This window comes from Methylobacterium amylolyticum (assembly GCF_030700245.1).
Taxonomy (GTDB): domain Bacteria; phylum Pseudomonadota; class Alphaproteobacteria; order Rhizobiales; family Beijerinckiaceae; genus Methylobacterium.
Genome location: NZ_JAUYZI010000044.1, coordinates 33,916 through 48,663, shown reverse-complemented (window position 1 = coordinate 48,663; position 14,748 = coordinate 33,916). Strand labels below are relative to the sequence as shown.

Sequence of the window (14,748 nt, the reverse complement as noted above, 5' to 3'; positions counted from 1 at the left end):
GCGACCACGACGTGCGAGGGAAAAGTCATAGATCCAGACCCAGGGCCGATACAGCGCCATCCGACGCCAGCACCTGTATCCAGAGCGCGCCACTATCCGCGCAAGGCAGCCGTCACCGAGCGCTTACTCGCGAACAACACGTCGATGCGCTGCACCGCCTCCAGCGCGATCGGCGAGATCACCGTCGCCGTCCTGCCCCGCCGCGCGTTCGCCGCGACGTCGGCCAGCGCGAAGAACCCGCGCCGGGCATGCGCCCAGCAGAGCGCCGAGGTGACCGATCCGTGCGGACGCGCGGGATCGTAGAGGCGGTTGTAGCCGCTGTAGGCATCCGCCTGCAGGAGACCGCCGAACCCGCTCAGGTGACGCTCGGGATGCGCGCTGGCCCGGTCGCGCGAGGCGTAAAACAGCGCCGCCGGCGGGTCCGGGCCCCCGAAGGGGCGGTCGTCGCGCACGTAGGTCCAGATCCGCCCGGTGTAATTACCTCGCACTGCCTCGGGCGTACCAAACCGTAAACTTATGCCCATTCGCGTGCGGCAATCGCGACCACACGATAGCGTGGCAGGCTGGCGGTAACAGCCTGAGTCTCAGCATCGGGAAGAATTCCAAGGTTGCAGAACAAAACGGAGCGCCCGACTCTACTCCGGATCGCAAGCTAATTTCGCTTTTTATTTGTAAGTGGCCTCAACAGCTTCCCCAAACCAAAATTCCGATAAATCTCTGAATATTTAATGGGATAATCCCGAATTAACTGCGGAAACCGACTCTTCAAGCTTGGAAAGTTTGCTAGAATACGCCTAAGTAAACCCGAACCTTTGTCAATATCTCCAAGCTCGAATGCGAGCAGAGCATCTTGAATACGCGGCCAAAGGAGATATCCCGTCTCATCATCGGCATATTCCCGATCGACCCTAAACCGTGACGACAATGCTGCAGAATTATTTTTTGGTTTCAGGGCCGCGGAGAAAGCAGTTACATCTACAGGATCGCTGCTAGGCCGAACAGCGGCCGGAACGGCGCGACTCGGAAGTTCTCGTTCCAACATCGCTGCGAGTGCGGCAGATGTTTCTTCGCCGTATACGAGATGCTGTTGCGCAGTTGCAAATGGAAGACGACTGCTACCTTCAGGAATTGCGTACGCGGTGCAGGAGGCTGCATTCATACGAGTGACAAGATACGGTATGGTCGAGAAATTGGCGAATGCAGCAAACCCACTGGACGTACCAATGAAAAGATCTGCGCGAAGCATAAGTGTAAGTTCATGACCTAAGCCAAGCCCGAGTGCGCGAAGACTCATGACATTTGGTAGTCGAAGGAGGCGAAGGGGCTTCTCGTGGATGCGTCCAAGCACAACAAACTTCACGTCAGATCGACGAGTTGCAGATTTTCGTAAAAACTCGTACCATTCTAAGAAATCAGAGTCTCTATGATGTGTATGCTCGCCCGCGTATCCGGCGTCTAATTTCCGCAAGCGAGGGTGGATGACAACAGTATGGTGGCCCGCGAGAAGAACTTCATTCAGTCGCTCAATATCAGGCTCGCAACCTCGGCTGCCGCGAAGAAGAGGTATGCGGCCGTTACGTGCGGCAAAATCATTAATTTGCACATGCGACTGGACATATTTCAAAAAGTAATTTTGTAATGCGGCGTCATCATCAGCCTGCGCGACGGTGCTCTTATAGTCCTCGACGGCATAAAATGAAGCTTCATTCGTAAAAGGCATCAACCGCAAGTGATCTAACAAGGCTTCACGCGACCGAAAAATATGAATGTTGCCAAGTATTGGATGAGTGGCAAAGGCCCCGAATAACTCATTAAAAAAAAGCTCACAATTTTCTGGCCGCACCAGATCGCGCTGGTAAACGTTGGCTGGATGACTGGCATCAACACATAGATAAATATCACATCTTGAACATCCGGCGTCCTCAGCACGGATAGCGGTCTGGATGTTCCAGGTCAGTACGTCGCCGAGTGCGTATGGCAGGAGCGAGAAGTCGTAGATGGCAGGGTAAGCAGAATCTGTCATTGTTTAACGATCTCGTTTACAGCGCGCTTGTTATCCGCGAAAAGATCAAAGGAATGGAGTAGATTTTCGGGATGCGGCGGAATAAAAGCTATGCTCTCCTGCAAGCGTCTACAGTCCAGGGACGTAAACGAAAAAGTCTCCTCTGGAGGAATGCCTGACGAAGATGCAGATATTCCGTTAATTCTAGAATTTAGGTAGCTCCCTTCTGCTGCAATTATACGCGCGAGATCGACATAGCTGACATCACGTGCGCCCGAGACCTGCCATATTCCTGGCTCCGCCGCTGCAGCCAAGATACCTTCGAGTGCGTGAGAGAGCGAAATAGGAGCGATCCGATGATCGTCAAAAGCTTGTATTGGTTGGCCTGACCTCAACAATACTTGCCATTGCTTCAATAACGGCCACTCAGGAGTAATAACTTTCGTCAGCCGGATCACTGACGTCAGATCTCCCAGGTTCAGGATTCCGATCTCACCTAACCCTTTAGTTTTACCATAGATACTTTGTCCGCCGCGCGGTCGAATAGACATCATACAGGGTGAGAGACAGTCAAGGACGGCTGCCGTGGACAGATATACCACGGTCGTCCCGCGCTCAGTGAGCTGCCGGGCCACCGAGACTGGTCCGTAGAAATTGACCGCCTCCGCGAGCTCTTGGTTTTCACGGCAGTCTGATAGCTTGGTCAGTCCGCCGCAGATATAAGCGACTTCAACATCTGGTAGTGCCCCCGTATCGGGTGAACGCAGGTCTAGGAAAACAACATTGGGATCAAAACCAATATTCGGCCGCCGGCTTGTCTTTGTAACAGAGCATCCGTACGAGGCGAGTTGTGCCGCTAGCGCCCGGCCAATGACGCCATCAGCGCCGATAACGAGTGCCGAAGCCGGTACGGGCAACTTAGATTGGGCCAACATCTGACATCACAGGAGGAAGAATGTAGTGTCCTGGCGCGTCGTGAAGTCTTTTTGCTACGTGCGTTGCGATCTGAGGAGCGAGTGGCACGTAAATTACTTGTGACGGTTTGACATCCCGAGGCGCAACTATAGGCTTTCCATCGATGCGGCGCCCGATGCGGCTTTGGTCCTCGTCGACGAACAGGGCGACTCGATCGCGTAGGGCGCCATATAGCCACATAGCCGAAATTGAAGTTCCAAAAATTGCAATTGGCCCTTGATCGGCGGCGTTAAATGCCGAGTTGATAATTGCTTGCAACCAGCGCAGTGAGCGGGCCACAATTTCTCGTCCGGCCTCCGGACTCGCGGAACCTCCGGATTTTTTATCGGCCCCAGCTGTCGCCAGCATCGTAATCTCTTTAGCCAATACGCTGTTGCCTATAAACTCAACCGTCATGCCCACTTTTCGGCCGAGCTGATTTAATGTTGCCCGGGTAAAGTGGCTGAGATGATCAGCTACTATAAAATCGAACGGCGATGTTTCTGCGTCAGGAACTTCAACAAAAACGTGACCCTTCGGGTTCAATTTGCTAAGGGCGTCGGTAAGCGTGGCCCCCGGTTTCAACATGTGTTCAAGAGAATGAATCAGGCTCACGACGTCATAGGTACGTTCAATCGGGCCAACATGAAGCGTGTCAAATCCGGGTATCTTACGTAAGTTTGTTAGCGCTTTATTGGACAATTCACTGCCATCTAGGCGCCATCCCGGAAGGGCGTTACTGAAATTGGTGAGGGCGGAGCCATTTCCGCAGCCGATATCGAGCAGATGACCGGTCTCACGAGGAGGAAGGCGGGAGACTAAAAAATCCACGAGTGTTTTCGAACGTGGAGCTGAGCCACCCGTGGCAGAAAATATTACCTGCTCGGCACCGTCCGATAGATCATAAATTTGATAGTCGCTGTATATGCGATCGATCTCTTGTTGCCAAACTGCATCTGCTACCTTTTGGATCGCGCCGCAGCCATCACAGACAAATAAACGCCCTCCCGATGGCCAGGGCTTGCAATCGCTCGTCACTCGAGGAAGGCAGCGGTATGCATGCAATTCGACCGGATTTAACCGATCACAAACGACACAAACATGCTTCTCATCTTGACGAATATCAGGGTTTGACATGGTCTATCCGTGTATAGTGAGGGCTTTTGCAATATTGTCACTATCAAGTCCGTGTGCAGAAAGTAGGTCTTCATGGGCTCCGTACACGTGCAGAAATTCATCCTTCAATGTGAAACATTTCAGCGCACAACTTGCACGGATATCCCAAGCTAGCTCTTTGACGTATGACGCCAGACCTCCACGAGGTACGTGCTCCTCCACGACCACCACTTCTTCGTGGCTTCTCAGAACCTTTGCAATACCATCCAGGTCTAAAGGTTTCAGTGTAGATACGTTTATTACAGTAGGCGACAATCCGTGACAGCTTTCCATTCGGTCGGCGATAGTAACTAGGCGTGCTAAAATTGGGCCATAACTTAAAAATGCTGTATGCCGCCCACGCCGTAATCGACGAATGCGACCAAATTCCCAAGGTTCTTCGGCGTTGGACGAGATATCTGGCTCGCCCGCTTTGCCAAGTCGAAGGTACGCTGGGTGCTGGCTTTTTGTCGCGAGCCACCGCGTGGCTGCAGCGGTCTCGACGGGATCGCAAGGAGCAAGTACTTGCATGTTTGGAAGTCCCGTCATCAGCGCGACGTCTTCCATGGCATGATGGGTGCTACCCAACGTCGAGTAGGACACTCCGCCTCCAATTCCCACGATTGAGACGGGCAGATCTTGATAACATAAGTCGTCGCGAATCATCTCGTAGGGCCGGAATACGGAGAAAGTCGCGATGGTGTAGGCGAATGGCCGAAGGCCCTTCTGGGCCATGCCGGCGCAGAGCCCGATCATCACCTGTTCGGCGACACCAGTATTTATGAATCGTTCGGGAAATTCGTTTCGAAATTGCGCGATAGATCCCGCAGGGGAAATATCCGCCACCACCACAACCAACCGGTCATCGGATGTGGCCATCTCGTAGAACGTTGAAGCGAATGTGTTTCTCATGGGCCCAATTCGAATCCTAGCTCCTTGAGCGCCAAGGCATACTCAGCACGATTCGGTGATCGATAATGCCAAATGGGCGCGTCGATCATGTAAGAGATGCCACGTCCTTTGACGGTGGTGCAGGTGAGAAATAGTGGACGGTCACCCTGGCGGTTGCCCACCGCGTTGACCAATGCCTCGGTGTCGTGTCCGTCCACATCGATGGCCTCCCAACCGAAGCTGGCGACCTTCTCCGACATCGGTAAGAAGTGCGGGTGGGTCTGGGTGGTCTTACCGAGACCCTGATAATTGTTAAAGTCGAGAATTGCCACAAGATTTGAAAGCTTGAGGTTGGGCGCCATCATCAGCGCCTCCCAAACTGAGCCCTCCTGCATCTCGCCATCGCCAAGCAGGACGTAGGTTGTGCGCGGGACCTTTCGAATGCGATCGGCGTAGGCCATGCCCGCAGCGATTGACAGCCCGTGGCCGAGCGAGCCCGTCGACGCCTCGATGCCGGGTACGCCGTAATCCGGATGGGCGCCGAGCCTGCCATTGGGTGTGCAGTAGGTGTCAAGGTCTTCGCGGGATAGCACACCGCGGTCTTCCAAAACGACGTACTGGGCCATGACTCCATGGCCTTTGGACATCACGAAGGTATCCGGCGGTCCGTCTTGTGGCATCAGCACGTTGTAGATCGCGTCGACAATCTCGAGGCACGAGAAAGCTGGAGCGATGTGCAACGCCGAGATTTTTTGAGAGATGTCCAGGATGCGCCGCCGATAGTTCCGGCAGCGCTCAGCTGCCGCCGTCCAATCGGGCGCGTTCGGGATGGTCATGCTCAGCCCCGCAGCGTGTAATCGAGAGGCGCGCGCTTCAGCTCGTCAAGATTGTCTCTCGCCCAGGCCACCACGTCTGCCAGGCCCTCCTCCCAGCCAATCTTCGGCTCCCAACCGAGGTCGGTCTTGATTGCCGAGGAGTCGAGCCAGTAGCGGGAATCCTGTCCGAGGCGATCACCGGTGACCTCGCAGAGCTGCTCGAACGGCACGCCGACCGCTTCGGCGCAAAGTTCGACGACACGCCGGATTGAGGTCGGATCCTGGGGGCCAACGTTGTAGATCTTGCCTAACTCTGCCTTCTCGGCGGTGAGGTGGATCGCTCTGCCTAGATCGCGCGCATGAATGTAGGATTTCTCCGCCCGTCCGCCGCCATGGAGCGGTAGCCGCTGGCCCGTCAAGCCGCACAACACGGCTTTCGGTATCACGCGATGCAGGAGCTGGCCGGAACAGTACGCGTTCGAGGGGCGCAGCACGTTCATCGGGAACTTGAGGAATTTGTGCACCGACATGAGGTACATGTCGAAGGCGACCTTCGATGCAGCGTACGGGCTGGACGGCTTGATGGGCTCATCTTCTTTGGTCGCATGATCGACCGAGCCGTACATCTCGGAAGTCCCGATCTGGATGAAACGCTCCAGCCAGTCGCGCTTCATAAGCTCCTCGGTCAGACGAGCAAGCGCCATCGAGTTGGTCTCGAAGAAGCGCCAGGAATGCTTCCACGAGACTGCCCCCTCGCCCTGCGCGGCGAAATTAACGATGACGTCCGGCTTCTCCTTATCCAAGATCTCCAAGAGCAGATCGAGTTCGTAGGTGATGTGACGGGCGTAGTACTGGTAACCGTCACGCTTATCGATGTCGAGCGAGAAAGCTTTGCTGCGCAATGGGTTGCGACCGATGCCGATGACCTTCCTTGGGTTGGCGTGATCGAGAAGATACATCGCTGCGTGGATGCCGAAGCTGCCGCCGCCGCCGAGGATCGCGTAAGTTTTCATGGGATGCCTCGTTCGGTTTGCGTCGGCTCGGAACTCGGCGCCGGTCGCCGGGAAGCAAGGTGGAGCCAGATGGCGAAAGAGTCGTAGGGCACCAGCCGCTCGATCAGCAGCATGTCCGGTTGCAATGGCTGCATAAGTCGCCCCTCTCCGAGCCGCAAGTGGGGCAGATCTGCCGACGCGATCGTGAGTTCGAAGTAGGTCCGCCCGCGGCGCCCTGCGCCGATGCAGTCGAAATCAAAGTCGAATCGCGTAAAGTAGCGCAGTGGGCCGGCATCCAGATCGAGCTCTTCCCGCAACTCACGGCGTACGGCGCTCTCGGCGTCTTCGCCAGGATCGATCGCACCGCCGAACAGACCCCAATGATCGGGGTAGAAGATGCCTGGCTTGTCATCGCGCAACTGCATCAGGTAGCGGCCGTCATCGAGCGTGATGAGGGCAACTGCCGCGTCGTGAAAGTCGAGGCGCGCGGGCGGGCGGAAGAGATTGTGAATGTCGGGCGCGGCTCTCACTCGACGATCGTCCAGTAATGATCGCCGGTGTAACCCGCCTCCTTGAAAAGGCTGATCCAGCCCTCGGGATAGTCGTAAAACTTGGCCGTCAGTACCCAGCTCTCGAAGAGCTCTTTCTGCTCGGGCGTACGATAGCTATCGACTTGGACAAAAGCGCGCCCACCTGACAGGCGTTGCATCTCGCGCAGAGCGCGCGCGGCGCCTGCCCGATCGAAATTGTGGATCGTGTTGAGGCTGATGACGCAGTCGAAGCTGCCGTCTGGGAACGGCAAGTCGTCACCCGAACCGAGATGCAGCCGACCGACCACCTCAGGCTCACAGTGGTCAAGCGCATAGCGCGAGATGTCGAGACCGAAGGCCTCCAGTCCCGGGCACGCGATCATCAGATCCTTGACGAGGAAGCCCTTGGCGCACCCCACGTCGAGCACCCGCATACCCGGCTTGAGGCCGAAATGCTCCACGATGTCCCGCGCCACCGGCACCCAGCGGCCGTCATAGCGGTAGCCACCGTAGCCATAGTCCCGCGGCCCGTCGAAGTAGAGCTGGCCATACTCCCGCGACGCGGCAATCACCTCCGGCGACTTGGCCGCGCCACGCTGCTGGACGTTGCGCTTCGTCTGCGGAAGCGCACGCAGTAAGTTGATCTCGGCCATGCTCTCCTCAGCTTCGGCTGTCCGCCGCGGCGCGGGCCATACCCTCTTCGAGCCCGGTGTAGCGGAAGCCGGGGAAGGCGCCGTAGGTCGCGGCCGGGTCGAACGGGCGGAAGCCGTTGTGCGGCATCGGTCCGCTGCGCGGCGTGCCACGGATGGTCGAACGTCGTCCGCCTGTTGCCGGCTTCGCCTGTGCCACCGCGAGCTCGGCCGCCTCCCGGAAGCTGTGGACCGTGCCTGTGGCCGCATTGAGAACCCCAATCGAGCGGTGCAGGACCATGCGGGCGGCGAGGTCGGCTACGTCGTCGACCGAGACGTGATCGCGTCTCTCCTCTCCGTCGCCGAACAGCGCGATCTCCTCGCCTCGGGCCGCGAGCCGCCGAAAGCGGTTGGGGCCGTAACCGTTGTGCGGATCGCCGGCGCCGTAGATCAGGGTCGGGCGCAAGGTGGCCAGCCGGTCGCCGACGGCACCGCGCAGCGCGATCTCGCGAGCGAGGTGCATCGCGCCGTGCATGCTGGTCGGCGCGGGCGCCATCGCCTCGGTGAGCGGGACGGCCTCGTCGCCGTAGACTGCGTCCGAACTGATGTTGACCACATGGGCAGGCGGGGCTGCGGCGAAGGCGTCGAGGACGGCTCCGACAATGGCCAAGTTGTCGATCATCATGCCGACATCCCGGCAGGGGGCGCGGGCGGCGGCGAACACGACCGCGTCGCCTGAACGCAGCAAACGTGCCAGCCTCTCGCCTGCGTCGGGCGCGAGGAGGTCGACCTCCGTGCGGCCGAGCGACAAGATCTCGAGGCTCTCCGCGGATAGACGCCTCGCAACAGCGCCACCGACGAAGCCGGCCCCGCCGATCACCACGGCGCGCGTAGGCATTCGGGGAGAGGTATTGAGATGAGTGAGCATCAGGAAGCCTTCCGCCCATCGCCGCCTACACCCAGCGTCCGGTAATCGAGACCTGCGTCGAGCGCCGCTTGGCGGTCGAGTACGCGATAAGGGTCGAGGACGAGCCGCCCGGCGAGCCGACCGGCGATGTCGGCGGGACCAAAGCCTCGGTATTGCGGCCAGGGCGTGAGGATCATCAGAGCGGCAGCCCCCTCTAGGGCGTCCAGTGGTTCGGCGACCTGACGATGGGTCTCCGACCGGATGGCCGGGTCGTGGACCGTAAACCGCGTGCCCGGCAGCTCCGCCAGCGTGGCGAGCGAGGGCGAGTTTTTGGTGGAATGGGTGTTCTCTTTATAGGCGAGCCCCCACACGGCGACGGTTGCGTCGGGTCTGGTCTCTAAAAGAGCCTTCCGGATTTCGCGGGTCGCCCATCCACGGCGATGGCGACTGTTACTCACCCAAGCGCGGACGACCCCGGCGTCGGCATTTTGGGCGTCGGCCAGCCCGATCACAGTGGCGAGATCGCGCTCCAGGTTGCCGCCGGCGATGCCGAGGCCTGGAGCGAGGTAGGCTTTCGGGCCGATCCGCGCGTCGAGCTTGAGCGCAGGCACGATCTCGCTCCAGTCTGCGCCGACGCCCTCGCAGACTTCGGCTAGCGTGTTGGCGACACTGATCGAGGCCACGAGGCAGCAGTTGATCGCGATCTTAGCAAGTTCCGCGCTCTCGTAGCGCATCGGCAGGATCGGGCAGTTGGCTGCGCCGAGGAAAGCCGCGAAGCGCGGGTCGAGACGTGCTTCTGGATCGGCGCAGCCGACGATGTAACGCTCGGGTTCCCGGGCTCGCTGCACCGCGATGCCGAAAACGAGTGTCTCGACCTGGTAGTACAGCCGCTCCGGCGGGACGGAGGTGATCGCCCGGGTGAAGCCCGGCGGCACCTGGCACAGCACAACCAGCAGCGCGTCCGGGCGCAACGCAGCCGCCACGTGGTCGATCAGCAGAGCGATGGCGGAGAGGTCACTGTTCCCGCGATCGTCGGTGGGGACGTCGGCGGCGATGTAGACGATATCGCACGCGTCGAGTTCGCCGATCTCGGACGTGAAAATCTGCCGGCCGGTGTTACCGGACACGATGGCATCGAGTTCGGGCTCACGCACCGGCAGGGCACCGTCCCGCAGGCGGCCGGCGAGCGCCGCGTCCGCGTCGTAGCAAATGGTCTGGAATCCGCGCCACGCCACCACGCTCGACGAGACGAGGCCGAGATGCGTCATGCCGGCGAAGCCGACCGTGAGGCCGGCCGCCTCGTGGCTCAAGGTCATCGCGCCTCTCCCCCCGCGCCGGGGATGGTGTCGGCCAAGTCCGACAGGGTGGCCTGAAGCCAGACGTCGCCCGCGAGATCCGCCTCCGCGCGCCCCGCGCAAAGCGCCTTGAAGTGCGCGTACTCGGCCGCCCAGGTCGGATCTTCCTGCACAAGCGTTACCCGCTCCTCCGGCGGGTAGCCGCTCGGCAAGATGCGTGTGCGCCGCGTGAATGTCGAAGGACCCCATTTGCACAGGGACTCGATGTGAGCGCTGCCCTTCTCGGCGAACACGTCACAGGTGAAGTGATTGCGCCAGGAAAGCAGGGTCATCTCCAGCTCGACGCGTAGCCGCTCCGAGCGATTGGCGATCACCACATGGTCCGGCGCGCGATTCTCAAAGCGGTTGGCCGAGACCACCGTGAAAGATCCGAGATCGTCGCCGAGCCAGAACCGGCAGGTGTCGAGGAGGTGCGAGCCGAGGTCGGGCAGCACGCCCGCGCCTTCGTCACGCCACGCCGAGTCCCGCACGAGGCGGGCGGTGCCGTTCCCGTAGAATAGCCGTACCGAGTAGACGCGGCCGAGTTCGCCCGTCGCGATCAGGTCGCGCATTCGCACGAAATGCGGCTCGAAGCGGTGGTTATAGGCGGTGTAGCAGACGGCCCCCGTCTCACGCGCGAGATCTTGCAGGTCACGCAGCCTATCGAGCCCGTTGGTCCAAAGCGGCTTCTCGACGAGCACGTGCTTTCCGTGCCGGAGCAGATGGCACAGGATCTCGTATTTCGGTTCATCCGGGATGCAACACAGCGCCGCGTCGTACCGGTCGAGCGGCACGTCTACGACCGACCGGTAGTCGGCCTCCGGATGCACGGGATCGACGCAGGTGACGTAGTCCGGGCCAGCGAAGCGGCGACGCTTATGTCCCTGGACCCCCAGTCCGACGACGATCACCTTCATGACGGTAGGCCCATCGACGCACTAAGCCTCACGACGCCTGCGCATAGTTCATCTGCTCCTGCACCTTGGTCAGGCGGGTGCGTACGTGGTCGGGTGTGATCGGGTGATTGCCGTCGAACTCGCATTCGAGGCCAGCGGCCACCGTGCCGATGATCGTGGCTTGCAGGTCGTCGCGCGAGGCCAGCATCGCCATCGTCGCGTAGGCGAGGAGCGCGTCGCCCGCGCCGACCGGATCGACGATGCCCTCCGCGAAGCTGTCCATCACGAAGAAGCTGTCGAGCGACTCGTGGTCGGCGTCGATGCAGGCTAGCACCCCGCGCTCGCCCAGCTTGAGGATTAGGAGCTTGCATTTCGCTGCATCATAAAGGGCCGAAGCGAGCGGCCGAATGCCGGAGTCCTGGTCTCCCAGCGCGAAACGAGCTTCCCGCTCATTCGGGGTGATCAGGTCGAAGCCGGCGAACTCTGTTATGTTCCCCCACCGGCTCGCGACTTGGCTGTCGGCGACCTTGTAGGCCGCGTCCGGTATTGCCTCGACGAAGGCCGGGATGGTGCGGCGGTTGAAGATCCCATGGCGGAAGTCGGCGAAGATCACTGCATCGGTCGCAGTATCGCGGATGCGGCCAGTCATCTGCCTGAGGATGGTGTCGGAGATCGAGCTGTTGTCCAGCGTATCGATCTTGAGCAGTCGGTAGCCGCCGACAACCACCGCATTCTTGTTCACGGTCGGACGGTTGGCGAAGAATGAATTGACCTGTACGCCCGCGGTCGCGAGGTCATCGAGCACGAACCGCTTGTGCTCGTCCTCTCCCAGCACAGTCGAGAACGTTACCTCGGCGCCAGCCGCCCGGCAGTGCTTGGCCACGATCGCCGCACCACCGACGAAATCGGTGCGCCGCTCGAACAGCACCGACATGGTCGGCGTCTTGGTCTGGCCGCCGATCATCGCGCACTGCGTGTAGCTGTCGACGATGGTGTCGCCGACCACGTGCACGCGGTGGCCGGCGAGGTTGTCGAGCGTCCGGAACAGGTCGTCGAAGCTCAAGCCACGCTGCTCCATCAGAACCTGAAGCTTGTCGAGTTTCAGGTCGGGTGGCTTGGCGTTGATGATCGTCGAGGACGAGTAGACGATGTCGCCCGGTGTGAACACGATCTCGCCGCCGTAGGCCTGGAGCGCGGCCGCCTCCTCAGCGGTGCGCGGCGGCATGCCTGACGCGTTGTATTCATAGCCCTTGGCCAGGTAGTCCGGCTGGATGAAGCCGATGTTCTCGATCGGCGTCTCGTTCGCGTCGATGACGACGTAGTCGATCATCTCGAACGCAGCGAGGTTCAGGGCGCGCAGGTTCTGCGGCACGTGCGGCCGGTAATGGCCCTTTGAGATGTGCCGGTCCGCCGTGATGCTGGCGATCAGGATCTCGGCCTTTCCCTTGGCGTAGATCATGTGCCGTACGTGGCCCGGATGGACCACGTCGAACACCCCGTGGCACATGATAGCCCGGCGCTTGCGCGGCAGCGGCCCGAGGATCTCGCGCAGCTCCGCGGGAGTTTTGATCTTGTGCGCGTAGCGGGCGTGCAGCGATTCCGTGCTCACCGAGAGCCCCCCTCCTTCGGTGCCAAGTAGGCGAACCACGTCTTCGTCGCCTCGGCGATGGAGCCGGCGTCCCAAAGCGGCGCGTTCGCCCAATGTTCGATCTCAGCCATCATCAGCCCCACCCCTTCCTCGAAGGGGACGGTGGGACGCCAGCCCAAGCGGCTCGTCGTCTTGGTGATGTCAGCGAACGTGCAGTCTGGCTCGCCGGGGCGCTTGGGGATGTACTGAACTCGGCCGCCAATCAGCTCGACCAGACGATTGATCGACTGCGGATTGCCCGCACCGATATTATACCGCTCGCCCGATTCCTGTGTCTCTGCCGCAGCGAGAAAAGCTCGTGCCACGTCAGTGACATAGATGAAGTCGCGCAGCTGCGTCCCGTCGCCCACCACGGTGAAGGGCTGCTGCGCGAGCTTCTGGCGCAGGAACACGCCGAACACGGCGCCGTAGGCGCCGGTGGTACGCACCCGCGTACCGTACGCGTTGAAGATACACACCGCGTTGGCCGGCAGACCGTAAACCCGATGCCAATGGAATACCGCTTGCTCGCCCTGATACTTCGAGAGGGCATAAGGGTATTGTGGCGCGATCTCGTGATCCTCGCGCGTTGGCGTCGACGCCAACCCGTAGCAGGAGGACGATGAGGCATAGACGAGCTTCTGTACGCCCGCGGCGCGGGCGCACTCAAGCACCCGCACTGTGCCTTGGACGTTGATGTCCATGTAGTCGATTGGCCGCTCGATCGAGGGCACGATGTCGCCGATGCCGGCGAAGTGGAACACGTAGCGGGCGCCCTCGAACGCCGCGTGCCCCGGCGTGAGCGTGCGGATGTCCGTGCGGTGGACCACCACGTCCGGATCGTCGGCGTGGTGGGCTAGGTTGGCCTCGTGGCCGCCGGAGAAGTCGTCCACCACGCGCACGCTGAAGCCGCGCGCGCGGAGGAGATCGACCATGTGGCTGCCGATGAAGCCGGCGCCACCGGTGACGACCGCGATCGGTGACCCGCTCATGCCGCCTTCAGCCGCTGCAGCCGCTTCACATTGAAGTAGGCGTCGTCCCCGAAGCTGTCCGGCAGCTCGCCGCGCTCGAACGCCTGACACAGCTCGCGTACGGCGTCCTCGATCGTGTACCGCGGCTTGTAGCCCAGCACGCGGAAGATCTTGTCCGAGTTGATGTGGTACGAGCGGATGTCGTCGGTCGGCGTGGTGACGATGTCGATCTCGTCCTTGTCGGGGAACTCTTCCCCGACCACCTTGCGCACGAGATGCGCGATGTCCATGATCGACATGTTCTGGAATCCGACGTTGAAGACCTCGCGCTGGATCTTCTCGGCAGGAGCCGTCAGGAATAGGAACACTGCGTCGCAATAGTCCTGGATGTGGAGGTTCGGGCGAAGCTGCGAGCCGCCGAACACGGTGATTTTGCCCTTGTTGACGGCGTGGTTGGTCAGGATGTTGACAGAGAGATCGAGCCGCTGACGGGGGGCGTAGCCGCACACCGTGGCTGGACGGAACGTCACGACCGTGAAGTCGTCGTCCGCGTGCCTGTTCAGGAGCGGCTCGCACATGCCCTTGTACTTGTTGTAGAGCGTGAGCGGCACGAGCGGGTGGTCCTCGGTCACGTCCGGCTGGTCGGAGACGCCGTAGACGGAGGACGACGAGGCATAGATGAACCGCTTCACGCCGACCGCCTTGGCGGCCATCACCATCGGCTCGAAGGCGTCGAGGTTGACCGAGGTCGAGAGGTTCTCGTCGAGTTCGAAGCTCGCGTCGTTCGAGATGCAGGCGAGGCTGACGACCGCGTCGTGGCCCTCCATCGAGCGCTTCAAGTGCGCGGTGTCGCGGATGTCGCCCTTGATCAGCTTCAGGTTCGGCTTGTCCTTCGGGAAGTGGTCGTCTCCGAAGTACATCGTGTCGTAGACGGTGACCGCATAGCCCTGGTCGAGCAGTTGCGGCACCAGCCGGCTGCCGCAATAGCCGGCGCCCCCCGTCACGAACACGCGGTCGAACAGCTTCGCCATCATCCTCTCCTCTT

14 protein-coding genes and 1 pseudogene are annotated in these 14,748 nt (G+C 60.6%); all 15 read right to left on the bottom strand.

From position 1 onward, the window contains the following. Window positions 1–113: 113 nt before the first annotated feature. A pseudogene (locus Q8W71_RS24925) lies at window positions 114–473 on the bottom strand (IS66 family transposase); the annotation flags it as partial. Between the two features lie 179 nt (window positions 474–652). Further along, window positions 653–2,023, bottom strand: a complete 1,371-nt coding sequence (locus tag Q8W71_RS24920; protein ID WP_305528111.1) for a hypothetical protein — start codon at window positions 2,021–2,023, stop codon at window positions 653–655. Continuing rightward, window positions 2,020–2,937, bottom strand: a complete 918-nt coding sequence (locus Q8W71_RS24915) for a sugar nucleotide-binding protein (RefSeq protein ID WP_305528110.1) — start codon at window positions 2,935–2,937, stop codon at window positions 2,020–2,022. Before Q8W71_RS24915 ends, Q8W71_RS24920 begins: the two co-directional genes overlap by 4 nt. Then, complete coding sequence (locus tag Q8W71_RS24910) at window positions 2,921–4,093, bottom strand: class I SAM-dependent methyltransferase (RefSeq protein WP_305528109.1); 1,173 nt, start codon at window positions 4,091–4,093, stop codon at window positions 2,921–2,923. The genes Q8W71_RS24915 and Q8W71_RS24910 overlap by 17 nt, the downstream gene beginning before the upstream one ends. Before the next feature lie 3 nt (window positions 4,094–4,096). After that, entirely contained in the window at window positions 4,097–5,023 is a 927-nt protein-coding gene (locus Q8W71_RS24905) for a transketolase family protein (RefSeq protein ID WP_305528108.1), read from the bottom strand. Continuing rightward, window positions 5,020–5,838: a transketolase gene (locus Q8W71_RS24900; RefSeq protein ID WP_305528107.1), complete on the bottom strand. Its 819-nt coding sequence runs from the start codon at window positions 5,836–5,838 to the stop codon at window positions 5,020–5,022. The genes Q8W71_RS24905 and Q8W71_RS24900 overlap by 4 nt, the downstream gene beginning before the upstream one ends. A gap of 2 nt (window positions 5,839–5,840) precedes the next feature. Beyond that, window positions 5,841–6,830 (bottom strand): GDP-mannose 4,6-dehydratase, encoded by a 990-nt coding sequence (locus tag Q8W71_RS24895; RefSeq protein WP_305528106.1) that lies wholly within the window; start codon window positions 6,828–6,830, stop codon window positions 5,841–5,843. Further along, window positions 6,827–7,339 (bottom strand): NUDIX domain-containing protein, encoded by a 513-nt coding sequence (locus tag Q8W71_RS24890; protein ID WP_305528105.1) that lies wholly within the window; start codon window positions 7,337–7,339, stop codon window positions 6,827–6,829. Before Q8W71_RS24890 ends, Q8W71_RS24895 begins: the two co-directional genes overlap by 4 nt. Then, complete coding sequence (locus Q8W71_RS24885) at window positions 7,336–7,992, bottom strand: class I SAM-dependent methyltransferase (protein WP_305528104.1); 657 nt, start codon at window positions 7,990–7,992, stop codon at window positions 7,336–7,338. Before Q8W71_RS24885 ends, Q8W71_RS24890 begins: the two co-directional genes overlap by 4 nt. 7 nt (window positions 7,993–7,999) lie before the next feature. Next, window positions 8,000–8,896, bottom strand: coding sequence for an NAD-dependent epimerase/dehydratase family protein (locus Q8W71_RS24880; protein WP_305528103.1), 897 nt, complete (start codon window positions 8,894–8,896; stop codon window positions 8,000–8,002). Continuing rightward, entirely contained in the window at window positions 8,896–10,191 is a 1,296-nt protein-coding gene (locus Q8W71_RS24875) for a UDP binding domain-containing protein (RefSeq protein WP_305528102.1), read from the bottom strand. Before Q8W71_RS24875 ends, Q8W71_RS24880 begins: the two co-directional genes overlap by 1 nt. Continuing rightward, the gene (locus Q8W71_RS24870; RefSeq protein ID WP_305528101.1) at window positions 10,188–11,126 is read right to left on the bottom strand and encodes a Gfo/Idh/MocA family protein; all 939 of its coding nucleotides are present in this window, start codon (window positions 11,124–11,126) and stop codon (window positions 10,188–10,190) included. Before Q8W71_RS24870 ends, Q8W71_RS24875 begins: the two co-directional genes overlap by 4 nt. 28 nt (window positions 11,127–11,154) lie before the next feature. After that, window positions 11,155–12,714, bottom strand: coding sequence for a PfkB family carbohydrate kinase (locus Q8W71_RS24865; protein ID WP_305528100.1), 1,560 nt, complete (start codon window positions 12,712–12,714; stop codon window positions 11,155–11,157). After that, a complete protein-coding gene (locus tag Q8W71_RS24860) occupies window positions 12,711–13,724 on the bottom strand; it encodes an NAD-dependent epimerase/dehydratase family protein (protein WP_305528099.1) in 1,014 nt (337 codons plus the stop codon). Before Q8W71_RS24860 ends, Q8W71_RS24865 begins: the two co-directional genes overlap by 4 nt. Then, on the bottom strand, window positions 13,721–14,734 hold the full coding sequence (locus tag Q8W71_RS24855) for an NAD-dependent epimerase/dehydratase family protein (protein WP_305528098.1): 1,014 nt from the start codon (window positions 14,732–14,734) through the stop codon (window positions 13,721–13,723). The genes Q8W71_RS24860 and Q8W71_RS24855 overlap by 4 nt, the downstream gene beginning before the upstream one ends. Window positions 14,735–14,748: the final 14 nt, after the last annotated feature.